The organism is Bacillus sp. RC251 (assembly GCF_044908765.1).
Classification (GTDB): domain Bacteria; phylum Bacillota; class Bacilli; order Bacillales; family Bacillaceae_G; genus Bacillus_A; species Bacillus_A wiedmannii.
The window spans coordinates 166,994-191,005 of record NZ_JBIYDP010000001.1; the positions used below are offsets into that span (position 1 = coordinate 166,994).

Genomic DNA, 24,012 nt, shown 5'->3' on the forward strand with positions numbered 1-24,012 from the left:
ATGGAGGACAACAAAATGACTGAAAGTGAAATGAAATTCAGGGATACGACGATTCGTAACTTTTTCGATAAAGAGGACCGCCTAAAATCGATTCCAGGTCAAAAGAAGAAAAAACTAGTATTGTTAGAGCATTTAATTAGAAAGTTAAACGCTGAAAATCAATATACGGAAAAAGAAATTAATACATTTATAAAACAATATCACGATGATTTCTGTACGATTAGACGTGAGTTTATTGTGCACGGATTTATGGATCGAGAGGATAATATGTACCATATAAACGGGAGAGAAGTTTGGACGAAGTGGGAGGAGTTATAAATGTAATGAGGAAGGGGAATTTTCTTGCAAGCTAGTAGTCTTATAAGTGAAGAGATTTCGGGAAAACCATCAGTTTTAGGGATATTCACTTCGCCAACACTGCAATTTAAAAGGATGAAGAATCAAAGAAATATACTTTTACCACTTGTACTTTTAATAGTACTAATTATAATTTCAAGTGCTTTCATGTCATGGAATACTTTAAACAATCCTGCGCTTAGTATGTTTCATGATAAAACGGGATTTACGGTACCGAAATATATAACTTTCTTTACTACATTGGGGGTTTCCGTAATCAGTGGAATCATAGCCTTATTTTTTGCGCCTATATTCTATAAAAACATTATGATTTTTTTCGGGGTTGATATTACCTATAAAGAAACATTTCCTATCATTATTTATGCTTCGTTTGTATTACGATTAGGGATGATTTTAAACGGATTCATTGCATTGTCTCTAAATGGATATGAGATATCTTATACGAGTCTAGGGGCAATAGCAACGGATAACATGGTTTTGCATACAATCGCTCAAAGAATAGATATATTTAATATTTGGTATTACATTTTATTAGGCATCGGTTTGAAAACGATAACAAATTTACATAAGGAGAAACTTATTCCTCTTATTATTGTCCTTTTCGTTTTCACTAGTTTATTAGCGAGTATGGCTGGATTTATGCAGGAAATATCTAAACCGTAAAGATATATGGGAAGTAGAAATATAAAGGTGGTTTGGATATAGATCAAACCACCTTTTAGCATTTTTTATACTAAAACTTTTGTCTCCAGTCTGTCTTTCTGACGAAGATGATGTGCAAAATGCATAGAAATAAGCTGGAACCATTCTGCTGCATGTAAGTAACCAAGCCCGGGATGTTCGACTTTACAATTACTTGGGATAGAAGAAAGTGTTGGCTCTATGTTTTTTACAATTGTAATTAATTCTAGAAGCTGTTTCTGTACGTTTTCTTTATTAGCTGGGTTTTCAGGCGTATATCCAGGAAGATCTGGTAATTTGATTTTTATGTCTGGGAAAGCTCCCATCATATATACCTTTTCGCCCATATCCGTTTTTGGGTTAGTTGCAGAAGGCGCTTCAGTTCTGCATTTCACGATTGCATTTAACTGCATGCGTGTAGCTGAAATTAAGTGATTATACATTTGACCGAGAGACCATTCCTCATGAGAAGGCTTCATCCTAAATTGTTCTATAGAGTACTTTTCTAATTCCTCTATGTAGTACGTTGCTAACTCTTCAAATTTTTTCATATCACTAACTCCTTTTTATGAAAATGTATTTGTTACTCCCTACTATAAAGAAGTAATGCTGACAACATTATGTCAGTAGTGAAATGCAATAATTAAAGTTGTAACATTTTCTTTGCTTCGTCACGGATTTTCTCAGAAAGAATTTTTGGCTCAAGTACTTGTACTTGGCTTCCCCAACTTAATACCCATTGAAATACTTCGTCTATGTTTCTTGATTTCAAAAAGACGTGAAAACCATTTTCTCTATGCTCGTATGAATCTATAAAGAAGTATCGTGATTCAATAATTTTATGTGCAATATGGGCTGGGAATAATAAATGAATCATCACAGTACGGTTGCTTTCAGGCTGATATTTTTGCAAAGAAAAGTCTTCGGGTTTTGTAAAGAATTCTTGTTCTTGTTGTAGTCCATCCATTCGATCTAAACGGAAATTACGTATTTGTTTTCGAAGTAAACAATGGGCAACGATGTACCAAATCCCTGAAATATTGACTAATCCGTAAGGATGAACGGTCCGTTTTATTTTTGTAGTTTCTCTCGGTTTCAGATAAGAAAAAGAGATAGCCTGTTCTTTTTGAATAGCTTCTTGCAATAAGAAAATTTGATTTTCCAGCTTCTCTTGTTCAGATTGCTGATGTGAAAATATAGGAGAAAGGAAACGAAAAGTTCCTCGTAATTCCTGGGCTTTCTTTTGTTGATCAGTAGGTAGGATAACCTCAAGTTTCTCTTTTGCTGATCGTGCATGTACAGAAAAAGAAGAAGTGAAAGTTTTCTCGATATAATCACCGCCTAATAAAAGAGTAACAGCCTCTTCAGGCGTAAGTTGAATGGGTGGTAGGAAATAACCATCCATTAATGAGTAGCCGTGGCCGGGCATGGCGAAAAGTGGGACGCCAGATTCACTAAGTGCATCCATGTCTCGATAAATCGTTCTTATACTTGTCTCAAATTTTTCTGCTAAGCTTTGTGCTGTAACAGTTTGTCTTCTTTGTAACTCAATTAATATAGCTAATAAACGATCCGTCCGATTCATGAAATATCTCCTTTTATCTTTAATAAATATGCCTCCTGTAAACTTCTAAAACTAATATAAATTTCCCTCCCATTAACATACTTTTCCCTATGTATAATATTAATATAGTAAAATCATAACAACCGATATTGCAGTTTCCAATAATATACTATATAATCAGTTTAAGAAAACGTTTTCATGCAAAGGGGGAGAATTTCGTGTCGACTATAGAGGACGTGGCGAAATTAGCGGGGTTATCAAGGACAACGGTTTCTAGGGTAATCAATAATCATCCATATGTTTCAGATGAGAAGAAAAAAAGGGTTCAATTAGCAATGAAGCATTTAGGTTTCGTTCCTAATTCTGCGGCGAGAAGGCTTCGTAAACAAAAGACGGAAACAATTGCGGTGCTAGTTCCAAGGATTACAAATCCTTTCTTCAGTCGATTTATTGAAGCAATCGAGATTGCTGCTTCTGAACATAAATATAAACTGATTATTTGTCAAACAAGATATTTACCGGAAAAAGAGATGGAGTATTTACAATTATTATCTACGAAACAAGTAGATGGGATTATTCTATGTTCACTAGAAAATCCGTGGGAAGATGTAGAGCCATACTTACAGCACGGTCCAATCGTGTTATGTAATGAATATATTGAGGAAGCAAATGTTCCGACAGTGAAGTTTGATCATGCACAAGGAGCATACATAGCTGCTAAGCATGTGTTAGAACAAGGATATCGTAATCTTATTTTTTGCCGTGGAAACGAAACCAAAGTGGTTAGCCAACAGCGAAAAATGGGCTTTTTACGTGCCATAACGGAGAAGAGCCGCCAAGTAGAAGCGATCGATTTTCTTGAAAACGCTTTCTCTTGGGATGATGGAAAGAGAATATTTCATGAAGTATTAAAGGACAAAAAAAATCCTACCGCGATTTTGGCAGGAGGCGACGAGGTTGCAGCTGGAATCATTTCAGAGGCAAAACGCCATGACTGGAGCATTCCAGATGATCTCGCTGTTATCGGTTTTGATAATCAAATATTATCACAGATTACAGAGCCAGGTATTACGACAATTGAACAGCCAATCGATGAGATGGCCCGAAAAGTTGTCGACCTCATGATGGATAAAATCCATACGAAAAATTATCGACAAAAAGAATTATATGAGTTTGAACTGGAGCTCTTGGTGAAAGGTTCAACGATGAAGAAGAATACGATGTTATTAGCCTAGTAGACTATGTCTGCTAGGTTTTTTTATGTTCATAAACTACTATTCTTCGTGAACGCAGTCATCACATTTGTTATGGTATGCTTCGTGCTGCTCATCAATTTCTTTCCCGCAATGTGCACAAGTTTTTGTTGGTAAATTTCTGAAAAACTCCATTGGTTGATCGATCATGTCAATCCCTCCATTTCCATTTCTTACTATCATTGTATTAGTACAAAAAATAAAAGTCAACAACTGTTTTATAACAAAATGAAAATTAATGAAAAAGTTTAGGAAATGGATTATAGTTAACAATGTAGGATGTAAGTGAAACATGCATTCCTACTCGGTTTTAGAAAGGATGGATACATATGAAAATGACTGTTGTCGGCTTTTGGGGCGGCTTTCCAGAAGCGGGAGAAGCAACGTCGGGATATTTGTTTGAACACGATGGTTTTCGTTTACTTGTCGACTGTGGTAGTGGTGTACTAGCACAGCTTCAAAAATATATAACACCATCTGATATAGATGCAGTTGTACTTTCGCATTATCATCACGATCATGTTGCAGACATTGGGGTATTGCAATATGCGAGATTAATTACGAGTGCGACAAAGGGACAACTACCGGAATTACCAATATACGGTCATACGTTTGACGAGAATGGATTCCAGTCTTTAACGCATGAACCACATACGAAAGGAATCGCGTACAACCCAGAAGAAACACTTCAAGTTGGACCGTTCTCGATTTCATTCTTAAAAACTGTTCATCCTGTTACATGCTTTGCGATGCGTATTACAGCTGGTAGTGACGCTGTAGTATATAGCGCAGATTCCAGTTATATTCCTGAATTCATTCCATTCACAAAAGATGCTGATCTTTTCATTTGTGAGTGTAATATGTATGCACATCAAGAGGCTGCAAAAGCAGGGCATATGAATAGTACAGAAGTGGCAAGTATTGCAAAAGATGCAAATGTAAAAGAACTTTTATTAACGCACTTACCGCATACAGGCAACACATCTGATTTAGTAACAGAAGCAAAACAAATTTTCAGTGGCCATATTACGCTAGCGCATAGTGGCTACGTATGGAATTCATGAGGTGATACGATGTTATTTATTGATAATAAAGGGATTACAGATCCTAGAATAAACTTAGCAATTGAAGAATATTGTGTGAAGAATTTAGATATTAACGAAACATATTTACTGTTCTACATTAACGAACCTTCTATTATCATTGGTAAAAACCAAAACACAGTAGAAGAAATTAATGCTGATTACGTAAAAGAACAAGGAATTCATGTCGTTCGTCGTCTATCAGGCGGAGGCGCAGTATATCACGATTTAGGAAACTTAAACTTCAGCTTTATTACGAAAGATGATGGAGACAGTTTCAGCAACTTCAAAAAATTCACAGAGCCTGTAACGAAAGCGCTTGGTAAATTAGGCGTAAATGCAGAACTAAGTGGTCGTAACGACATTTTAGCTGAAGGTAGAAAAATTTCAGGTAACGCGCAGTTCTCAACGAAAGGTCGTATGTTTAGTCACGGTACGTTACTATTTGACTCTGAAATCGATCACGTCGTATCAGCGTTAAAAGTAAAAATGGATAAAATTCAATCAAAAGGCATTAAATCAATCCGTAGCCGCGTTGCGAATATTACAGAGTTCCTAAACGAAGAAATGACGACAGAAGAGTTTAGACAACTTCTTCTAGAAACAATTTTTGAAGGGGAAACAGAAATTCCGACGTACGAATTAACAGAAAATGATTGGAAAGAGATCCATAAACTTTCTGAAGAACGTTACCAAAATTGGGATTGGAACTACGGAAAATCTCCGAAGTTCAACTTACAACATTCACACCGCTTCCCAGTTGGACAAGTTGACGTTCGTCTTGAAGTGAAAAAAGGAACAGTAACAGAATGTAAAATTTACGGTGACTTCTTCGGTTCATTAGATGTGCATGACATTGAAGAGCGTCTAACAGGTGTACAATTTGATAAAGATGCATTCACTGTAGCTTTAGAAGGCGTAGATATTAAACGCTACTTCGGTAATATTACAACAGAAGATTTCTTACATTTGTTCTTCTAAAAATAAGGGAGGCTGCCGTAACGGACAGCCTCTTTTTTTTTCGTAGATTATCGCGTTTTGTCGGTAAGTCGATATATTTCAAAAATCGCTGATATATTTCGAGTTGCGGTCGATATATATGGAAAATCGCTGATATATTTTGAGTTGCAGTCGATATATATGGAAAATCGCTGATATATTTCGAGTTGTGGTCGATATATTCGGAAAATCGTTTATATAATTTCATTCACCATAAAATCACAGGACATTTGCCCCTTATAAAGGAATATATATATTCAAAAGGAGGCGAATTGAAATGAGAAGGGTAATGTACGTTGTATTATTACTCAGCTTCGTCATCGGAATGACAGCTTGTAACGATGAAACGTCCTCAAGTCGCACACTTTTATCGATTGGAAAGCCAGCGAAAGATAATGTTATATATTTTACGCATACAGATAACAGACGAAAGATACAGGAAATACAAGACATGTTTCAAAATAAGAAGTGGAAAAGAAATGAAACATTCAGCACTGTTAATAAGACACCAGATGTCGTTTTTTCAATAGATGAAGACAATACAGGGTTACCGACATTATATGTTACGTTGTATTTTCATGAAGATGGAGCGGACGCGATTAACTTGTTTGGAGAGCACACGACGTTAAATAAAGAGGAACTTACTAAACTTAGAGAAAAGATGAGTGCATATTATCCTGAAATGATTTTTGGCCTAGTTTCATAAATTACTTGCATACAAAATCCACTTATCCTTCCAAAGTAAACTAAGAGGAGGTGATCTGTTTATATGCAGTTAATGGAATATCACTTGCCACTTTAATTTTCTTTTAATATAATTAATTTAGAATTTTTAAATATTCTAAATTTTATAAAGGTGGGGTTTGTGTGAATCTCGTTCAATCTTTGGCTGAAACGGCGAAAAAGAAGGGGGATAAACCGGCTTATATATTTATGGATCAGTCGGTCTCGTATGACCAATTAAACAAAATGGTCACAAGGTTTTCTGGCAATTTAGCAGAAATGGGCATTGGAAAAGGGGACAATGTCGCATTAGTTGTTGGAAACTCACCACATTTTTTGGTCGGTTTATACGGAACAATGAAAGCTGGAGCAACTGTCATTCCAGTTAATCCAATTTATACAGCAGACGAAATGCATTATATTTTACAAAATGGAGATGTAAAAACAATCATCGTACTCGACGTCCTTCTACCTGTTATACAATCTCTTACAACAAGACTTCCTTCACTTGAAAACATCATCATATGCGAAACCTCATCAGATTTTAACTATACAGAAACCGAAAAAATGAAAACGTTTACGAGAATGATAGGGGCTGGAGATTTAACTTTTGAAGGCCCAGAATTAGATGAAGAAGATGTAGCGGTTATTCTATACACTTCAGGTACAACTGGAAAACCGAAAGGTGCGATGTTAACACATAAAAACTTATATAGTAATGCGAGCGATGTAGCGTCGTATTTACAATATACTGCTGATGATCGCGTCGTTGCGGCTTTGCCAATGTTCCATGTATTTTGCTTAACAGTGGCGGTAAATGCACCGATTGTGAACGGAGCAACTATTTTAATGTTACCGAAATTTAGTCCGAAAGAAGTATTCCGTATTTGTCGTACGTACGAGCCAACGATTTTTGCTGGTGTACCGACGATGTACAATTATTTATATTTATTCGAAGAAGCAAGCGCAGAAGATGTGAAGACGCTTCGTCTTTGTATTTCAGGTGGTGCGTCAATGCCAGTTGCTCTTCTGCAAAACTTTGAAAAACGTTTTGACGTAATCGTTTCAGAAGGATACGGTTTATCAGAAGCATCACCAGTTACTTGTTTTAACCCGCTAGATCGTCCGCGTAAACCTGGGTCAATCGGTACAAATATTTGGCATGTAGAAAATAAAATTGTGAACGAACTTGGGGAAGAAGTACCTGTCGGTGCAGTCGGTGAATTAATTGTTCGCGGACCTAACGTTATGAAAGGATACTATAACGCGCCAGAAGATACAGCAGCGACATTGAAAGATGGTTGGCTGTATACAGGTGACTTAGCGAAAATGGATGAAGAAGGTTACTTCTATATCGTTGATCGTAAAAAAGATATCGTCTTAGTTGGCGGTTATAACGTATACCCTCGTGAAGTAGAGGAAGTATTATATACACACGAATCTGTAGCAGAAGTTGTCGTAATTGGCGTTCCTGATGAAAACTTAGGAGAAGCAGTACGAGCATACGTCGTTTTGAAACAAGCTAACGTAACAGAAGAGGAACTTATGTATTATTGCACGTTACATTTAGCAAAATATAAAGTACCAAAGAGTATTGAGTTTTTAACAGAGCTACCGAAGAATACGACGGGTAAGTTGTTAAGAAGAGCGTTAAAAGAGAAAGCGATGCAAGTTTAAAAATGGGGGGCAACCATCTTTATGAAGGTGGTTGCCTTTGTATTTTTTAGAATTGGTTAAGCTATAGCCCCATATATTTAAACCGTAATATGACTAATAAGGAGGAGATATACGTGGAGCAAAAGGAATTACGTTTACGGAGAGTTCAATACCTTATTTGTGACATTATGGATGAAATGAACGCTGAAAGTGAGAAGAAAAACTTAGAAATACTGCAGCAAGTAATCGATCATCTTTCAGGTGCGATAGGTGATTTAGTCGATCCATCAAGCTCGTATTCTATTGATTATTTAGAGAGAAAGGTTCATACGGCTCATTATTTACTATTTAAAAATGAACGAAAGGCATATTTGTGCAGGAGATGATATTTTTTGTGCTTAATTGATAATCGCTATTAATTAAGTAGTTGCGTTGCGTATATTTATATAAAAGCAGCTGATACATACTATGTTATTTTTAAAACTTATAAAAAGTAAACAAATGAAAATATGAAACTACCAAAAAAATTTGCTGACTTAAACAATCATTGGGGTGCGAAGTATGCCAATATTTTAATCCAAGAAAACATTTCAGTTGGAACAGATAATGGCTGGGCTCCAGATAAAGCAGTAAGCCGCGCGGAAGCAGCGCAATTTATTGCGAAGACGGATAAGTTAAAGAAATAAATTGAAACTGTAATCAGTGAGGGACGATCCTCACTGATTTTTATTTAGGAAGAAAAAACGAAATCCAAGTTGACACATATGAATTACGGAATTAAAATGAAAAGAAATCGAATAGAATAAAATACATGAGAAGCTAATCAGATAAACTGAAGGCGCACAATGTTCACTTTTGTGAATATATTGTGTGCCTTTTTCTATTATATAAACTAAGGGGGCTTAACAATGAAAAAGTGGGGTAAGACAGCGTTTATGAAAAGTACAGGTATTGTATTATCAGCAGTTGTGCTTTTATCAGGGTGTGGTTCGGCAACATCCACTAGTAATTCTGAAGGAAGTGGAGATAAAAAAACAGTTGAGCTGTTAAATGTTTCGTATGATCCAACTAGGGAATTATATCAAGACTTCAATAAAGAATTTGCGAAGTATTGGAAAGAGAAGAATGGGCAAACGGTAAATGTAAAACAATCACACGGAGGATCTGGAAGTCAGGCGCGTTCTGTTATTGATGGTTTAGAAGCCGATGTTGTTACGTTAGCGCTTGCTTATGATATTGATGCGATTAGTAAGAAGAAACTGTTAGCAGAAGACTGGCAGAAGCGATTTGCGGATAATTCAACTCCGTACACATCAACAATTGTATTTCTAGTGCGAAAGGGAAACCCGAAAGGAATTAAAGACTGGGATGATTTAACGAAAAAAGGTGTGTCTGTCATTACGCCTAATCCGAAAACATCAGGCGGAGCACGTTGGAACTATTTAGCCGCGTGGGGATACGCACTGAAAAAATATAATAATAGTGAAGATAAGGCGAAAGAGTTTGTTGGTCAAATTTATAAAAACGTGGAAGTACTTGATTCAGGAGCACGCGGAGCAACGACAACATTTGTTGAAAAAGGAATTGGAGACGTATTAATCGCTTGGGAAAATGAAGCGTTGTTATCACAAAAAGAACTTGGAAAAGATAAATTTGAAATTGTAATCCCTTCTATTAGTGTACTTGCGGAACCACCAGTAGCGGTTGTAGATAAAGTCGTTGATAAAAAAGGGACGAAAAAAGTAGCAGAAGGATATTTGGAATATTTGTACTCAGAAAAAGGGCAGGAAATTGCGGCGAAAAACTTTTATCGTCCTCGTAATGAAAAAGTAGCAGAAAAATACGCATCTCAATTTCCAAAGATTCAATTATTTACAGTAGATGAACTATTTGGTGGCTGGAAAAAAGCACAGGAAAAACACTTTAATGACGGCGGCGTATTCGATAAAATGTATCAAAAATAATGAGCGCTGCTAAAGGGGGATGAGGTGAAAGAAGATGAGAAAGAAACGTGTTTTACCAGGGTTTGGATTATCTCTTGGGTTTACAATGCTGTATATGAGTTTATTCGTACTTATACCACTTTCTATCGTATTTATTCAAACTTCACAGTTAGGTTGGAAGAAGTTTGTAGAGGTTATAACGAACGAGCGTGTGTTACATTCCTATCAAGTTAGCTTGACAACTTCATTTGCAGCGGCCGTTGTAAATGCCATTTTCGGCTTATTAATTGCTTGGGTACTCGTTCGCTACACATTTCCAGGGAAACGACTATTAGATGGACTCATTGATTTACCGTTTGCCCTGCCTACAGCTGTAGCTGGTATTACACTTACCACTTTATATGCGGAAAATGGCTGGATTGGAAAAATATTAAGTGTGTTTCATATAAAAGTAGCATTCACACAACTTGGAATAATCGTTGCGCTTACTTTTATCGGTTTACCATTTGTCGTTCGGATGGTGCAACCGGTGCTTCAAAATATTGATAAAGAAATAGAAGAAGCGGCCTCGAGTTTAGGGGCATCACGCTTTCAAATATTTGTGAAAATCATTTTACCAGAAATCTTTCCCGCTCTTCTAGCGGGTTTTTCACTCGCATTTGCACGGGCATTAGGAGAATACGGATCTGTCGTTTTCATCGCAGGAAATATGCCGATGAAAACAGAAATTGCACCACTGATGATTATGACAAAACTAGAACAATATGATTATGCGGGCGCAACAGCTGTAGCGACTGTCATGCTTATTATTTCTCTCCTTTTCCTTCTTCTTATCAATATGATTCAAAGCTGGAGTAGAAGGCATGAACTGAAAAGCGAATAGGAGGGGAGAAAATGGAACCAACATTACTAGAAAAGAAAATAGTAAAAAGCAAATCACCTAAAAAAGAATCTAGGTTTGTACCAATTGTATTCATTACGATTACAGTTTTATTTTTATCTCTCTTTCTATTACTGCCGCTCATCACAATTTTTCTAAAGGCTTTCGAACGAGGGATTGATGTATACGTTGCAGCCGTAACAGATCAAGAAGCATTTTCAGCAATTAGGTTAACGCTTCTCGTTGCATGTATCGTCGTACCGCTTAATACGATATTCGGGATAGCGGCTGCATGGCTTATTACTAAATTTCAGTTTAAAGGAAAACAAATATTGCTTTCTCTTATTGAATTGCCATTTGCTGTGTCACCAGTTATCGCAGGATTAGTATTCGTTTTACTCTTCACACCGAGGGGGGCTCTGGGTGAATGGTTACTCGAACATGGAGTGAAACTCATTTTCTCTGTTCCAGGGATTATTATCGCAACAATCTTTGTAACATTCCCATTCGTTGCACGTGAACTAATTCCAATTATGCAAGCGCAAGGGAAAAGTGAAGAAGAGGCAGCGCTATCACTTGGCGCAAGCGGCTGGAAAATGTTTTGGCGCGTTACGCTTCCAAATATAAAATGGGGTCTTTTATACGGCATGATCCTATGTAATGCCCGTGCTATCGGTGAGTTCGGAGCAGTTTCTGTTGTATCAGGTCACGTACGCGGCGTTACGAATACGATGCCGCTTCACATTGAAATTTTGTACAATGAATATCAATTTTCAGCAGCGTTCGCTGTGGCGACTTTAATGTCACTCATCGCTGTTCTTACGCTCGTTATAAAAAACTGGATTGAATGGAGAATGGAAAAACGACAATAAGGGGGGAGTATGGTGAGTATTCAAATTCAAAATGTATCAAAGCAGTATGGTACATTTCAGGCGCTAACAGATATTCATTTGGATATTCCAAAAGGCGAACTTGTCGCCTTATTAGGCCCGTCAGGTTCTGGGAAAACGACGTTATTACGAATTATTGCCGGATTAGAAGAAGCGGATGGCGGGTCTGTATCATTTGATGGGGAAGACTTAACGAGCATTCATGTGAAAAATCGGCAAGTTGGCTTCGTCTTCCAGCATTATGCGCTCTTTAAACATATGAATGTATTTGAAAATGTCGCTTTCGGCTTAAAGGTAAGAAAGAAAAGCTTAAGACCATCAGCAGAAGTGATAGAAGAAAAAGTAACAGAACTATTGAAACTAGTAAAAATGGATGGTTTCGCCAAACGTTACCCAGCACAACTATCTGGCGGACAACGACAGCGTATCGCACTAGCGCGGGCACTTGCAGTTGAACCGAAAATTTTATTACTCGATGAACCGTTCGGTGCACTTGATGCAAAAGTGAGAAAAGAATTACGAAGGTGGCTTCGGAAACTACATGACGAATTTCAAATTACGAGCGTATTCGTAACGCATGATCAAGAAGAAGCACTAGACGTTGCGGACCGCATCGTTGTAATGAATGAAGGGCGCATTGAACAAATGGGAACACCAGAAGAAGTATATGAAAACCCAGCAAGCCCGTTCGTGTATGACTTTTTAGGAAATGTAAATTTATTTCACGGCCGCGTCCATAAAGGTAAGCTGAATGTAGGATCAGTGGAACTAGAAGCACCAGAGCATAAGCACGTTTCAAACGTAGACGGAGTAGCTTACGTAAGGCCGCATCACTTATCCATCTCTCGTACGAAACAAAGCGTAGATGCAATCCCTGCAAAAGTATCATACTCTCACGCAGTTGGACCTGTCGTATATGTAGAATTAAAACGAGACGGAACAGATGAGTATTTAGAAGCAGAAATAAGTAAAGAACAGTTCAAGCAGCTCAGCATTCAAGCAGGTGATGTTGTATATGTACAGCCGAAAGAAGTGAAGGTGTTTATTCCAGAGGATTTTGTTATTTAATAATAAGGTGCGGTTCCTTTATGAATATGTATAGGGAGCGTATTTTTTTGTTTTGAGGTATGGATTTTCAGGGGGAATAGGTAATGAAGAAAAGAAATTGAATGGCCTTGATTTCTTGTGTTTCCACTATTTATTAATCGTAAATAAAATAGATATTACACCTTGTTTAATGATAATTTTTATATAAAAATTTTAATTCAATGTAATGAATTATGGAATAGAAAATGGGACATTGTCGATAAAGAGTCAGAATTACTATCTTTCCTTATAGTCTTACATTTTTTTTATTGAGTTTCTTTCTGAAATTCATTAAATTCTTAGGTAAGAAGAAAGAAGATGTCTTTGGATTACTGAAATCATATAAGATAGAAAGGAAAAATCAACTTGTATAATTTTAAGCAGGATACAAAAGAATTATTACAACAGATATTACGGGAAAATGCCCCTGAATTATTATGGGTTATAGATTGTAAGGATTTTCGTGTATTAGAAATTGAAACAATACATGAGCTAAGAGACATTTTAGCAGATGAGTTAATTGAAAAAGGCTTTGATGAAAAAGATAATATTAATGATTTTGGTAGGGTTTTAGAGGAATGGATTGATATATTTGGGGATTTACTCCCTTAATAGTTTGGGTGCATTTTTTACAACTTTTATATTTAGAATCAATGAGAGGATTTTCATCTATATGAAAGATATCGTCTGTAAAGAGTTAAAAAGTTTCAAGTCTATTGTTGAAGCGTATCAGTTTAGAAAAATGAGTTTGGATTATAAACAAAATGTAATGTTACTCGTACAAAAGAATACGGATCAGCCTTGTATAATTTATTTGGATAAAAATAATTTACATATAAAGAGTTTCAATTTAAATGTGGATATTGATGTTGAATCTGTCCAATGTATGCAACAAATAGGAGAGAGATGGTTGCTTATATTTAATTATGAAGGTGATAACGCGGTTATTTATAATGCAGATGGAAGTGAGTATTGTAAGTTTTATGCCGGAGAAGGGATTCAAGATTGTCAGGTTGATGTGAATGGAGATATATGGATTAGTTATTGTGATGAAGGGGTTTTCGGAGAGTGCCCAATTGGAGTAAATGGTATAGTTGCTTTTGATTCTAAAGGTCAATTGATTTTTGATAGTTATGATCAATATGTAGAAAGGTTTAATGTACCGCCTATAGATGATTGTTATGCAATGAACGTTATAGATGGAGACGTTTGGCTCTATTATTATTCAGAATTTCCTTTAGTTCAAATGAAAGATAAAGAAATTCATATGTCATGGAATGAAATAAATGTAATTAAGGAAATACGGTCGGAAAGTTTTGCGGTTGCTCAAGACAAAGTAGTATTCATTACGCAAGATAAAAAATTGGTTGTTTATGATTTAAATAATGATCATGTGCATGATATAAATCTTCGTAATGAACTTGGGGAACCGATTCAATTTGTTGCTTATTATAGCCGTGGATCTGTTATGTATTTTCAGATGGATGATAGGCTTTATTATATCGATGTACTTAATATGTGAAGGAATAATGGAAAGAAAGCAAAATGTATTAGAGTGTTAAGTTTATATGAAAAGAGTTGAAATTATGCACAATATTATTATAAAAAAATTGGAACCTGTATATGGGAAAGATACAAAAACGGTAAGAATTGGAACTAGGGTATTTGGGAATGTAGATAAAGTTAATTGGATGAATGTGATAAATCCGCCTCTTAGTAAAGAAGAAATTCAAGTGTTTGAAGATGAGATGGAAACTGGATTTCCGGAACCATATAAATATCTACTATCTCTTATGAACGGAAGTTTTTTGGCGAATTTAGTTCGTATAGCAGGGCAGCCGAAAATTGGTGGTCTTTCTGATGAGGAAGAATATTTTCAACCGTTTGATTTGTATAGCTTTCAACAACTATATGCTTCTAAAAAATTCCTGATTCATATTTTGTCTTTGCAGATTCAATGGATTTGGGCACAATATATGCTATTAGCGAAGAGAATAGAGTATTAGAATTACATTTAAGAAATAAGAAAGTTTTACGAGATTTAGGAACTATGGAAGAATGGTTGGATTTATTATTAGAAGAAGCGGTGCGTATAGATTATAAGTAAATGTAATGGTCGAGGAGGAGTAGATGAACTTAAAATATAAAAATGGTTTTTATGTTAGAGAAGATATAGACGGGGAAACTGTATTAGTATCTCAAAAAAACTTAGGTGAATGTATCGAATATATTAATAGATTTAATATTTCTGGAGTGCAAATATCTGATATGTACTATGAACTAGAAGATATTAATTTTTTGAATGAGTGTGAAAATATTACGCATTTAATGTTAGATAACATGTTTTTAAAAGATGTATCTAGTATATACAATTTAAAAAATCTTAAAGACTTAGCAATAGTTGAGTCTAATTACGTATTAGAGTTGGATAGAGTAAAAAACTTAGAAAATTTAAGTATGTACTGTGATAAAAAAATAACAGGTTTACAGGAAATGTGTACTTTAAAATCACTTTCTTTATGGAAATACAGTCCTAAAAATAGAGACTTGAAGGAATTAGAAAAATTACGAGGGCTAGAATACTTTAGAGTTACTCAATCAAAAATTGATTCACTTAGTGGAATTGAAAATTTCGGAAACTTAAAGTCTTTACAATTATTTTATCTTCGTACATTAAAATCACTAGAATTTCTAAAATATACAAGTGAAAAATTGACTAATTTGGAAATCGAGATGTGTAAAAATATAGAAAAATTCTGTAGTATTCAATATTTAGAGTCTCTAGAAATATTACGTTTATTAGACTGCGGAGATATACCAACAATAGGTTTTACAAAAAATTTAAAAGAACTAAATTGTTTTTCTTTTGTAGGTAGTACTGTTGTCGATGGTGATTTAAGTTTTTGTGAAGGAATAGAATATGTGAGCTTTACAGATAAGAAACATTATTCACATAAAAAGTTATCTTTTAAAAAGGTATAATGAAAGGAAAAAAAATGAAATTCCCAAAAGATGAAGATGGACAAGTATTAAATATGTTATATAAACAGGGTGTAGATTTTAATAAAAAACACATAGTAGATTTCTTTATTGCAATTCCTGATCAAGGTAATGGAGAAAAAATAATTGGCAGACTACAAGGGCAGGGCTTAAATTGTGAATTAGATTATAATGAAGAATTTGAAGATTGGACTTGTACTTGTTCTAAAGAAATGTTCTTAATTTATGAGGATATTGTAGAGATGCAAAAGGAATTAAATAAACTGAGTGAAGAATTCGGTGGGTATACAGATGGTTGGGGGACATTTGTTTAATAATGGATCTGTTATGTATTTTCAGATGGACGATACGCTGTATTATATTGATGCAATTAATATGTGAGGTGATAAATATAAAAAGTGCACCCAACAATCTGGGTGCACTTTTTCATAACCTTTATATATTTCTCTTCATCAATTCCCCAACCTGCGTTGCAACATACTCAACATCATTATCAATCTCATCCAACACGTAAGATTCCAAAATGCCCATTACAGCCGTTCCTAAAAACTTTAAAATGATGTTTTTATTTATTGATGTGTTTGTGTTTAACTTTTTCTCTATTTCGTCCATGATGAAAGTTAATAATTTTTTTTGAAATGATAATGTGCTGTTACTTTTAAATAATGCTGCGAAAAATGGTTTGTGTTCTTTGAAGTATTCAAACCATATGACAGTTCCTTCTATATAGCCTTTTGTTTGTTTTATATCGCATATTTCTCTTAATTGATTTAAATGGTCGTCTACAATTTTGTCTAATAAATTGTATTTATCTAGGTAGTGTAGGTAGAAAGTTTTTCTTCCGATGTTTGCTTTTTCTGTAATGTTTTTTACTGTAATTTCATCAAAGCCATCTTCAATTAACATTTCGATAAATGCGGATTGAATGGCGTTTTGTGATTTTATAATTCTTCTATCGATTTTCTCCATATGGTGTTCCTCCGTTATTGATACACATATTTCATTATGTGTGTATTATCACCCAAATGCGTAAATGTGGTCATTGAAACAAGTGGTTGCTCGCTTTATTATAAATATACACGTGAGTATTAACTCTCACAAGTGTAAATTAAAAATAAAGTAAGGGTGGTTTTATATATGGCAGTTACGAAGAGAAATGTACGTTTTTATGCAAGAGGATTACAAGTTGCAGGTATTTTAAATATTCCTGTAGGTGCTGAGGAAAAGAAACAAAATGCAGCGATTGTTTGTGTTCATCCAGGTAGTAGCTGTAAAGATCAAACAGCAGGATTATATGCGGAGAAGTTAGCAGAACAAGGTTATGTAACGCTTGCGTTTGATGCATCGTATCAAGGTGAAAGTGAAGGTGCACCGAGATATATGGAAGAACCAGCTGTGCGCGTTGAAGATATTCGCTCAGCGGTAGATTATGTAACTACTCTTCCTTATGTAGATGAAGAACGTATCGGTGTGTTAGGTGTTTGTGCAGGAGGAGGTTATGCGGTAAATGCTGCGATGACGGAGCGCCGCATTAAAGCAGTTGGCACAGTTGTTGGTGCAAATATTGGCCGATTAAACCGTGAAGCGGATCCAATCGGGGTGTTAGAGGCGATTGGTAAACAACGTACTTCTGAAGCGCGCGGAGCAGAGGCAATGATTACAAACTGGATTCCTAAAAATGAGGAGGAATTAAAGACAGCAGGTATGACGGATATAGATATTGTAGAAGCAGTTGAGTATTACACAACGCCGCGAGGTCAAAGTGTGAATTCGCCAAATAAGTTAAACTTTACGAGTATGGGATCGGTAATTGGTTTTGATGCGTTCCATTTAGCAGATACATTATTAACACAGCCGCTGCAAATTATTGTCGGCAGTAAGCAAGGGGCATTCGGTTCTTATAAAGATGGTCATGAGCTGTATAAGAAAGCAGCTTCAGAGAAAAAAGATTTACTTGTTGTGGAAGGTGCGAGTCATTACGATTTATATGACCAACCAGAACCAGTAAAAATTGCAGTTGAAAAATTAACAAGTTTCTATAATGAAAATCTGTAAAAGTAATTTTGTTTTGAATTGCACCTCTAATTGTTAGGTTTGCATCTAGCAGTTAGAGGTTTTTATTGTGAAGATTGCTGTGCTTAATATTTACGTTAAAAGTGCATAACAAGATATAATAGAAGAAATCAATAAGGAGGCTAGTTGTGAAGAATCTTCGTTATCTCAATATATTTACGATATTAATTATATACACACTACTTATGTTTTACATTGGCTGGAACGGCTGGGTTTGGCTTCATGCCGTATTCGGCTGGGAGTCTTGGGGATATTACGCTTTCGTAGTCGGATTTATTTCATATGCGTACATTCTCGTGCAAGTGTTTAAGTTCCTTCCATTCCTACGAACAGTCGGTTCAATTTGGTTTGCGGTCATACAATACGCGCTTATGTTATTGCCACTTGCTGATATTACAGTTTTCCTTCTACAGTTTGGGGTGGAGAAAGAGACGGCAATTATTTGGACAGGAACGGCCGTGTTACTTGCGTTCATCTTTATTTTTGCGTATGGAGTATTCAACGCATATAGCCCAGTAGTTAGAAAATATGAGGTGCACATACCGAAAAAAGTAGAGAGACGTAAAAGGTTACGCATTGCGATGGCTTCAGATATGCATTTCGGTAAATTATCTGGCGTTTCGCATTTAAAAAGACTTGTCCGTCATGTAAATGAGATGGAGCCTGATATTATTTTACTGCCAGGTGATATTATCGATGACCATCCAGGTGTGTTCATTCAAAAAAATATGGGACCAATTATGAAACAAATGAAAGCTCCATTAGGCGTATATGGTGTGTTAGGAAACCACGAATATTATGGACGAGCAGTTCCTGAATTTTTACAAGAGATGGATAAGATTGATATTCGTATTCTGTTAGATGAAGTGATTACAATTGAAGATCAATTTTACCTCGTCGGAAGAAGAGATAAAACAGAGCGAGATCGTCAAAGCTTTGAAAATCTAATGAGTACGGTAAATAAATCTATGCCAGTTATCGCAATGGATCATCAACCATTCGAGTTGAAACAAGCAGCGGAGGCTGGCGTCGATTTACTACTATCCGGCCACACGCACCGTGGACAAATGGCGCCGAATCATATTGTAACGAGAAGAATGTACGAATTAGACTGGGGATACGCACAAAAAGGTGCATTCCACGCGATTGTTTCTTCTGGTTTCGGATTCTGGGGACCACCATTAAGACTGGGAAGTAGATCTGAGATTGTGCAGGTGGAAGTTACGTTTGAATAGTGGGATAAAGAGAAAAGGGCTGACTGATAAATGTCAGTCCTTTTCTCTTTCATTTTTTCTAAAATCATACGTGTCCGTCTCTACATGTAATTTATGATTATTAATCATTACTGTATGATCGTCTAACCATTGTACAGTTGCATCTTCTTCACGATAATTCCAGTATATATTTTTCTTGTTCATAAATTTTTTATTATTTGCTACAAGCTCTCCTCTTATAGCAAAGCTAGTCGTTGCGCCGCCATTATGCCTGTATATATGCAAAGTATATGTTTTATCTGGTGAGTGTATGGATTGAATCTTTTCACCGCCTGAAAGCCCAGATAAAGTAAAGAATTTCCAATATCCTAAACTAATGAATACAATCATGATGAATAGAATGGTGAAGAAAATCTTTTTCATGTTTCCCCTCTTTCCCTTAATGGCTATATATGTATTAAATCAAAAAGGAATAAAACTGGCAATGTTCTCCTTTTCCTCACCGGAATATGTCCGTTTCTATTTCTAGCGTCCTGTTCACGATTTGGAATGAAAGTCCACACATTTTTCAATAAAAAAAGGCTCCACATAAGGAGCGCTCAATAAAAACAAATGAATTAAAAGAAATAACAGACATGTATAAATGACATTTATACTTTGATATCAATATATTTATAATTTATATTGATATCGATTTTATAAAAAAGGTACGATTAAAAGACGCTGCTGAAATAAAGGGGGATTATAAGTGATCATATCAGATGTACTATACGGTGAATTTAAAGTGGATAAAGTAGTAGAAGAATTAATTTTAAGTAGGCCTGTACAAAGGCTGAAAGGTATTCATCAAGCCGGTGCAAGTTATTTAATGAACGAGAAATGGAATGTAACGCGCTTTGATCATTCTGTTGGCGTTATGTTATTAGTGAAAAAACTAGGTGGTTCAGTAGAAGAACAAATTGCAGGTTTACTGCATGACGTATCACATACTGCTTTTTCTCATGTGATTGATTACGTTTTTGATAATAGAAATGAAAGTTATCATGAAGAGATATTTAGTTCCGTTGTGAAAAACTCAGAAATTCCAGCGATTCTTTCGAAGTATGGTTATAACTATGAGGACATTTTGTTAGATGATTCGAAGTGGACGTTACTGGAAAGGTCAGCGCCAGAATTATGCGCAGACCGAGTGGATTATACGTTGCGGGATATGTATACATATGGGTATATTTCTTTAGAAGAGGTGCATAGATTTTTAGAGGATATTATCGCAGTAGAGGGGAAAATGGCTCTTCAAAGTATCGAAATGGCAGAGTGGTTTACAAAGACGTATTATAAAGAAGTAATCGATTTCTTTATGAAACCAATGAATATTTACGGAAACGACATGTTAGCGAAAACGCTAAAGTTAGCACTTCATAAAAGGATTATTCATGCAGATGACTTTCTTCTTGAAGATGATGAGCTTATTTCGAAATTGCAGCAGTGTAATGATTCAGAAGTACATGCTTTATTAAGAAAAATTCATTCGAATGTAAACGTAAAAGAAGATAGAAACGATTATGATTTGTATCAGAAAAATAAAGTCCGACTCATTGATCCGCCGTTACTTCGTGAAGGTGAAGTTGTTTTATCGTCTGTCGTATCAGAAAACATAAGACAGATGAGTGAGGTCGCTTATGAAAAAGCGGTGAGAGGGATGTATGTGAAAGTGATTTCGGATTAAAAAGGAGAGCATATCTTTGCTCTCCTTTTCCTCATTAATAATCAAACCAATTCCAAACCTCAATATCTCCAAGAGTCGCATAACGCACATTCGGTGAGTTTTGTAATTTTAATAACTCTTTCGACGGGCCAGTAATGACAATGCCGTATACTTTAACGCCGTTATCTTTTACATACTGATAGCGCTTATCTAATTTTAGTTCTTTCTCAGGAATTATAGCTATTTTACTTACTGTTTCTGTATGTGTAGAAAGAATACGTATCATTTCAATAACTGTATCTTCGGGCGTTTTCTGATTCTCTGTGTCACTATCTAGGAATCTTATATGTTCTGGAAATCCTATAGCTTCTCCGCCATGTAGGATGTGGTCTTCTACATTTGTTTTTTCTTGTCCCGTATCTAAAGCGTACCATAAAGGAGTTGGAGGGAGTTCTTGTGCTTCAAATACGTTATATAAAAGTGGTTCTAGCTCCTTTAAAGTGTAAGCTTTGTCAAAAGAAATTGCGATTTCTGCAACGGTCCCTTCATGTACTTTTGCAAGTGTATCCCATACCTTTTTTGAAGATTCCTTTAAATAATCACCCTGTTCTGTTTTTGGGTGAACAAAGAAGAGCTTTGGCTGATAGAATGTATTCATCCAAGAGTTATTTAGGACATTTACAGATGATAAGAAGCTACTCGTTTCTAATGTACCGAGTGGTATTTCTTTTTTACCGACCGTTTTTACTACATTAAAGTGGCTGTTCGTACGGAAAAAGGCTTCTACATTCGTTCCGCCCCCCATAACGCGGCTATTTGGGATAGTTGCTTCAAGTGCAAGAGAGGGAACACTTCGTATTTCTTCTAACCTTTTATCGTTATTAGATTGAAAATAAAAGGCAGATAATATTCCACCGATTATATATATAACGATACAAATGGATAGGATGAAACCAAGCGTCTGTAAGCGATGTTTCCACTTTATTCTCCAAAACGGGACTTTCAAATTTTGTGGTGGTAACCTTTTCTTTATCGGCTCACTTTTCGCAAGCAATTCATCCAAATGCGCTTCACACTCTTCACAAGTCTCAATATGACTTTCTAACTCTTCTTGTTCATCATGCGTGAGCGTTCCGTTTTCGTATTTCTCCCACAGTTTTTTAAACTTTGTACAACCCATCCTAATCACTCCTTTATGCTTTTCGTTTCTTTTCGTCCCCTGTGTAATTCAATTTTCACTTTCGCAAGTGTGAGACCGGTCATTTCTGCTATTTCCTTATACGAGAATCCGTAGTAATCTCGTAGTAGTAGGACATTTCGTCTTTCAAGGGGAAGCGAAGATAAACTGTCTAACCAACTAGCAATCTCATGTTTTACGAAATAAGAGTGCTCTGTACTTGGTACGTTTGGTAAATGGAATTCTGCAATTGTCGTTGTTTTATATCTTTTTTCTTTTCGATACCAATCGATAAAGGCGTTGTAGGCAATCGTAAATAACCACGGTCTAATTTCTTCTCCTTTATAATAGTCAATATGGACGAGCATTCGGTAAAAAGTTTCTTGCATGAGATCTTCCGCGTAGTGGGAATCTCCGGTAAGGGAGAGAAGATAGCGAAATAAAGTGAAACTTTAATCAGTGGGGGTTTTCTTCATCCCCCACTGATTATTAGTTGAACCAATCGGACTTTTATGGGCAGTTGATCCCCCACCTAAATTCTTTGCTTTCGCTGCATTTTGAGGTGGGGGTCTTACTGCCCATTAAAGTGGGATAAGTCGTGCATATGCTCGGAGTAAATGTCTTCTAATGATTGTTTGCGTTTCACTACATTTCCCTCCCTTCATACATAACAACGAAATACATATAAAAAAGTTACATTTGTTTTTAAAAATATAGTAAAAAACGTCAAGAATTGGATAGGATTCTCTTTTATCATAATACATATAAGGCGGGTGAGCAGAGATGGAAAGCTATGAAACACAAATTCAAAGGTCAATTGATTATATTGAGGAAGATGTAATGGAAAAACAGACGCTGCGTAATTTAGCACGCATTGCAGGTTTTTCTGAGTCGCATTTTCATCGTGTATTTCAGGCGTTAGTAGGTGATACAGTAATGGAGTATGTTCGAAAGAGGAGGTTAGCCCGGGCAGCTTATCAACTTTCTCATACGGATGAAAAAGTTATTGATATCGCATTTGAGCATGGCTTTCAATCTCACGAAACGTTCACGAGAGCCTTTAAAAAATTATTTCAAATGACACCGAGTGAATATCGAAAACAAGAAATTGAAACGCCGATGTATTACAGCGTAAATGTAAAACAAAGAAAATTAAATCCGTATTTAGGAGGCATACAAATGGAATATCGTATTGTAAATAAACCAGAATTTTTAATGGCGGGCTATGAACTGAAGACGACAAGTAAAGAAGGGAAAAACCATCAAGACATCCCAGCATTTTGGCAAGAATATTTACAGAAAGATCTTGGAACAACGATTCCGAATCGTAAAGATACGAACCAATGGGTAGAGCTTGGATTATGTACTGATTTTAATTTAGAAACAGGCGACTTCACTTATATTATCGGCATGGAAGTTACAGGCTTTGAAAATGTACCAAATGAAGTTGCGAAGCGTACTTTCCCAGCAGCGACATATGCTGTATTTACAACGCCGAAAGTTCCTCATGAAGAAATGGTATCGTCTATTCATCAAACGTGGAATGCAGTGTTCTCAGAATGGTTCCCGCATTCAGGATATGAACATTGTGGCGTTAATGAGTTTGAACTATACGATGAACGTTGCCACGAAGATAAGAGTGAGTTCGCTCAAGTAGAACTTTGGATACCGGTGAAGAAGAAGTAATAGAAAGAAAAGCGAGCCACTGAGTGGTTCGCTTTTTTAATAT

At 35.9% G+C, this 24,012-nt stretch carries 26 protein-coding genes and 3 pseudogenes; 22 read left to right on the forward strand and 7 right to left on the reverse strand.

Going from position 1 to position 24,012, the window contains the following annotated elements:
* The first annotated feature begins 15 nt into the window (after positions 1-15).
* Both ABH961_RS00870 and yknW read left to right on the forward strand, forming a co-directional pair.
* Positions 16-318, forward strand: a complete 303-nt coding sequence (locus tag ABH961_RS00870) for a DUF2087 domain-containing protein (protein WP_142330299.1) — start codon at positions 16-18, stop codon at positions 316-318.
* Between the two features lie 24 nt (positions 319-342).
* The gene (gene yknW, locus ABH961_RS00875) at positions 343-1,020 is read left to right on the forward strand and encodes a YknW family membrane protein (protein ID WP_098642653.1); all 678 of its coding nucleotides are present in this window, start codon (positions 343-345) and stop codon (positions 1,018-1,020) included.
* Between the two features lie 65 nt (positions 1,021-1,085).
* Here yknW and ABH961_RS00880 read toward each other — a convergent pair whose 3' ends face one another.
* Together ABH961_RS00880 and ABH961_RS00885 are read right to left on the reverse strand one after the other, a co-directional pair.
* On the reverse strand, positions 1,086-1,589 hold the full coding sequence (locus ABH961_RS00880; protein ID WP_098642654.1) for a DinB family protein: 504 nt from the start codon (positions 1,587-1,589) through the stop codon (positions 1,086-1,088).
* A 92-nt stretch (positions 1,590-1,681) separates the two neighbouring features.
* Entirely contained in the window at positions 1,682-2,623 is a 942-nt protein-coding gene (locus ABH961_RS00885) for a helix-turn-helix transcriptional regulator (protein WP_048545298.1), read from the reverse strand.
* A 197-nt stretch (positions 2,624-2,820) separates the two neighbouring features.
* On the opposite strand from ABH961_RS00885, the gene ABH961_RS00890 reads away from it, so the two are divergent.
* The gene (locus ABH961_RS00890; RefSeq protein ID WP_000103725.1) at positions 2,821-3,837 is read left to right on the forward strand and encodes a LacI family DNA-binding transcriptional regulator; all 1,017 of its coding nucleotides are present in this window, start codon (positions 2,821-2,823) and stop codon (positions 3,835-3,837) included.
* 39 nt (positions 3,838-3,876) lie between these two features.
* On the opposite strand, the gene yhfH is transcribed toward ABH961_RS00890, so the two are convergent.
* Positions 3,877-4,005, reverse strand: coding sequence for a protein YhfH (gene yhfH, locus ABH961_RS00895; RefSeq protein ID WP_000567010.1), 129 nt, complete (start codon positions 4,003-4,005; stop codon positions 3,877-3,879).
* A 179-nt stretch (positions 4,006-4,184) separates the two neighbouring features.
* Here yhfH and ABH961_RS00900 point away from each other — a divergent pair, with 179 nt between their 5' ends.
* From ABH961_RS00900 to ABH961_RS00970, 15 genes and pseudogenes are all read left to right on the forward strand, one after another.
* Positions 4,185-4,919 (forward strand): MBL fold metallo-hydrolase, encoded by a 735-nt coding sequence (locus ABH961_RS00900; RefSeq protein WP_048545296.1) that lies wholly within the window; start codon positions 4,185-4,187, stop codon positions 4,917-4,919.
* Positions 4,920-4,928: 9 nt separating this feature from the next.
* Positions 4,929-5,918: a lipoate--protein ligase gene (lplA, locus tag ABH961_RS00905; RefSeq protein WP_098077615.1), complete on the forward strand. Its 990-nt coding sequence runs from the start codon at positions 4,929-4,931 to the stop codon at positions 5,916-5,918.
* 295 nt (positions 5,919-6,213) lie between these two features.
* Positions 6,214-6,642, forward strand: coding sequence for a hypothetical protein (locus ABH961_RS00910; RefSeq protein ID WP_098068671.1), 429 nt, complete (start codon positions 6,214-6,216; stop codon positions 6,640-6,642).
* A gap of 161 nt (positions 6,643-6,803) precedes the next feature.
* Entirely contained in the window at positions 6,804-8,336 is a 1,533-nt protein-coding gene (locus ABH961_RS00915) for a fatty acid--CoA ligase family protein (RefSeq protein WP_404518752.1), read from the forward strand.
* 113 nt (positions 8,337-8,449) lie between these two features.
* The gene (locus ABH961_RS00920; RefSeq protein ID WP_000435469.1) at positions 8,450-8,701 is read left to right on the forward strand and encodes a hypothetical protein; all 252 of its coding nucleotides are present in this window, start codon (positions 8,450-8,452) and stop codon (positions 8,699-8,701) included.
* Between the two features lie 114 nt (positions 8,702-8,815).
* Positions 8,816-9,001, forward strand: a pseudogene (locus ABH961_RS00925) (S-layer homology domain-containing protein); the annotation flags it as partial.
* Positions 9,002-9,223: 222 nt separating this feature from the next.
* Positions 9,224-10,279 (forward strand): sulfate ABC transporter substrate-binding protein, encoded by a 1,056-nt coding sequence (locus tag ABH961_RS00930; RefSeq protein WP_404518753.1) that lies wholly within the window; start codon positions 9,224-9,226, stop codon positions 10,277-10,279.
* 34 nt (positions 10,280-10,313) lie between these two features.
* Positions 10,314-11,141, forward strand: coding sequence for a sulfate ABC transporter permease subunit CysT (cysT, locus tag ABH961_RS00935; RefSeq protein WP_048545283.1), 828 nt, complete (start codon positions 10,314-10,316; stop codon positions 11,139-11,141).
* Between the two features lie 11 nt (positions 11,142-11,152).
* A complete protein-coding gene (gene cysW / locus ABH961_RS00940) occupies positions 11,153-12,010 on the forward strand; it encodes a sulfate ABC transporter permease subunit CysW (protein ID WP_048545281.1) in 858 nt (285 codons plus the stop codon).
* Between the two features lie 12 nt (positions 12,011-12,022).
* Positions 12,023-13,096 (forward strand): sulfate/molybdate ABC transporter ATP-binding protein, encoded by a 1,074-nt coding sequence (locus ABH961_RS00945; RefSeq protein ID WP_048545357.1) that lies wholly within the window; start codon positions 12,023-12,025, stop codon positions 13,094-13,096.
* 384 nt (positions 13,097-13,480) lie between these two features.
* On the forward strand, positions 13,481-13,726 hold the full coding sequence (locus tag ABH961_RS00950; RefSeq protein ID WP_048545279.1) for a hypothetical protein: 246 nt from the start codon (positions 13,481-13,483) through the stop codon (positions 13,724-13,726).
* A gap of 61 nt (positions 13,727-13,787) precedes the next feature.
* Positions 13,788-14,636: a hypothetical protein gene (locus ABH961_RS00955; protein WP_404518755.1), complete on the forward strand. Its 849-nt coding sequence runs from the start codon at positions 13,788-13,790 to the stop codon at positions 14,634-14,636.
* 64 nt (positions 14,637-14,700) lie between these two features.
* Positions 14,701-15,221: pseudogene (locus ABH961_RS00960) on the forward strand (SMI1/KNR4 family protein).
* A gap of 23 nt (positions 15,222-15,244) precedes the next feature.
* A complete protein-coding gene (locus tag ABH961_RS00965) occupies positions 15,245-16,096 on the forward strand; it encodes a leucine-rich repeat domain-containing protein (protein ID WP_098132607.1) in 852 nt (283 codons plus the stop codon).
* Between the two features lie 14 nt (positions 16,097-16,110).
* The gene (locus tag ABH961_RS00970) at positions 16,111-16,428 is read left to right on the forward strand and encodes a ribonuclease E inhibitor RraB (RefSeq protein WP_098132612.1); all 318 of its coding nucleotides are present in this window, start codon (positions 16,111-16,113) and stop codon (positions 16,426-16,428) included.
* A 121-nt stretch (positions 16,429-16,549) separates the two neighbouring features.
* On the opposite strand, the gene ABH961_RS00975 is transcribed toward ABH961_RS00970, so the two are convergent.
* Positions 16,550-17,083, reverse strand: coding sequence for a TetR/AcrR family transcriptional regulator (locus ABH961_RS00975; protein ID WP_404518757.1), 534 nt, complete (start codon positions 17,081-17,083; stop codon positions 16,550-16,552).
* Positions 17,084-17,251: 168 nt separating this feature from the next.
* Between ABH961_RS00975 and ABH961_RS00980 the strand changes: the two genes are divergently transcribed.
* Both ABH961_RS00980 and ABH961_RS00985 read left to right on the forward strand, forming a co-directional pair.
* On the forward strand, positions 17,252-18,169 hold the full coding sequence (locus tag ABH961_RS00980) for an alpha/beta hydrolase (RefSeq protein WP_404518759.1): 918 nt from the start codon (positions 17,252-17,254) through the stop codon (positions 18,167-18,169).
* Between the two features lie 146 nt (positions 18,170-18,315).
* Positions 18,316-19,422 carry a metallophosphoesterase gene (locus ABH961_RS00985; RefSeq protein ID WP_404518761.1) on the forward strand — a complete coding sequence of 369 codons (1,107 nt, stop codon included), beginning with the start codon at positions 18,316-18,318 and terminating at the stop codon, positions 19,420-19,422.
* A 33-nt stretch (positions 19,423-19,455) separates the two neighbouring features.
* Here the strand turns inward: ABH961_RS00985 and ABH961_RS00990 are convergent, their stop codons facing one another.
* A complete protein-coding gene (locus ABH961_RS00990; protein WP_098077647.1) occupies positions 19,456-19,824 on the reverse strand; it encodes a DUF5412 family protein in 369 nt (122 codons plus the stop codon).
* A 325-nt stretch (positions 19,825-20,149) separates the two neighbouring features.
* On the opposite strand from ABH961_RS00990, the gene ABH961_RS00995 reads away from it, so the two are divergent.
* Positions 20,150-21,127, forward strand: coding sequence for an HD domain-containing protein (locus tag ABH961_RS00995; protein ID WP_098144065.1), 978 nt, complete (start codon positions 20,150-20,152; stop codon positions 21,125-21,127).
* A 34-nt stretch (positions 21,128-21,161) separates the two neighbouring features.
* Here the strand turns inward: ABH961_RS00995 and ABH961_RS01000 are convergent, their stop codons facing one another.
* The gene (locus tag ABH961_RS01000; protein WP_098077652.1) at positions 21,162-22,286 is read right to left on the reverse strand and encodes an anti-sigma factor; all 1,125 of its coding nucleotides are present in this window, start codon (positions 22,284-22,286) and stop codon (positions 21,162-21,164) included.
* A gap of 5 nt (positions 22,287-22,291) precedes the next feature.
* Positions 22,292-22,726, reverse strand: a pseudogene (locus ABH961_RS01005) (RNA polymerase sigma factor); the annotation flags it as partial.
* Positions 22,727-23,066: 340 nt separating this feature from the next.
* Here ABH961_RS01005 and ABH961_RS01010 point away from each other — a divergent pair.
* Entirely contained in the window at positions 23,067-23,969 is a 903-nt protein-coding gene (locus ABH961_RS01010) for an AraC family transcriptional regulator (RefSeq protein ID WP_098077655.1), read from the forward strand.
* Positions 23,970-24,012 lie beyond the last annotated feature (43 nt).

Bases quoted from the DNA above. Each gene is read 5' to 3' on its own strand.
- ABH961_RS00990 (WP_098077647.1), bottom strand. From the start codon at position 19,824: ATGAAAAAGATTTTCTTCACCATTCTATTCATCATGATTGTATTCATT.
- ABH961_RS00910 (WP_098068671.1), top strand. From the start codon at position 6,214: ATGAGAAGGGTAATGTACGTTGTATTATTACTCAGCTTCGTCATCGGA.
- lplA (WP_098077615.1), top strand. From the start codon at position 4,929: ATGTTATTTATTGATAATAAAGGGATTACAGATCCTAGAATAAACTTA.
- ABH961_RS01000 (WP_098077652.1), bottom strand. From the start codon at position 22,286: ATGGGTTGTACAAAGTTTAAAAAACTGTGGGAGAAATACGAAAACGGA.
- ABH961_RS00980 (WP_404518759.1), top strand. From the start codon at position 17,252: ATGGCAGTTACGAAGAGAAATGTACGTTTTTATGCAAGAGGATTACAA.
- ABH961_RS00955 (WP_404518755.1), top strand. From the start codon at position 13,788: ATGAAAGATATCGTCTGTAAAGAGTTAAAAAGTTTCAAGTCTATTGTT.
- ABH961_RS00880 (WP_098642654.1), bottom strand. From the start codon at position 1,589: ATGAAAAAATTTGAAGAGTTAGCAACGTACTACATAGAGGAATTAGAA.
- ABH961_RS00870 (WP_142330299.1), top strand. From the start codon at position 16: ATGACTGAAAGTGAAATGAAATTCAGGGATACGACGATTCGTAACTTT.
- ABH961_RS00885 (WP_048545298.1), bottom strand. From the start codon at position 2,623: ATGAATCGGACGGATCGTTTATTAGCTATATTAATTGAGTTACAAAGA.
- yhfH (WP_000567010.1), bottom strand. From the start codon at position 4,005: ATGATCGATCAACCAATGGAGTTTTTCAGAAATTTACCAACAAAAACT.
- ABH961_RS01010 (WP_098077655.1), top strand. From the start codon at position 23,067: ATGGAAAGCTATGAAACACAAATTCAAAGGTCAATTGATTATATTGAG.
- cysT (WP_048545283.1), top strand. From the start codon at position 10,314: ATGAGAAAGAAACGTGTTTTACCAGGGTTTGGATTATCTCTTGGGTTT.
- ABH961_RS00930 (WP_404518753.1), top strand. From the start codon at position 9,224: ATGAAAAAGTGGGGTAAGACAGCGTTTATGAAAAGTACAGGTATTGTA.
- ABH961_RS00970 (WP_098132612.1), top strand. From the start codon at position 16,111: ATGAAATTCCCAAAAGATGAAGATGGACAAGTATTAAATATGTTATAT.
- ABH961_RS00965 (WP_098132607.1), top strand. From the start codon at position 15,245: ATGAACTTAAAATATAAAAATGGTTTTTATGTTAGAGAAGATATAGAC.
- ABH961_RS00900 (WP_048545296.1), top strand. From the start codon at position 4,185: ATGAAAATGACTGTTGTCGGCTTTTGGGGCGGCTTTCCAGAAGCGGGA.
- cysW (WP_048545281.1), top strand. From the start codon at position 11,153: ATGGAACCAACATTACTAGAAAAGAAAATAGTAAAAAGCAAATCACCT.
- ABH961_RS00975 (WP_404518757.1), bottom strand. From the start codon at position 17,083: ATGGAGAAAATCGATAGAAGAATTATAAAATCACAAAACGCCATTCAA.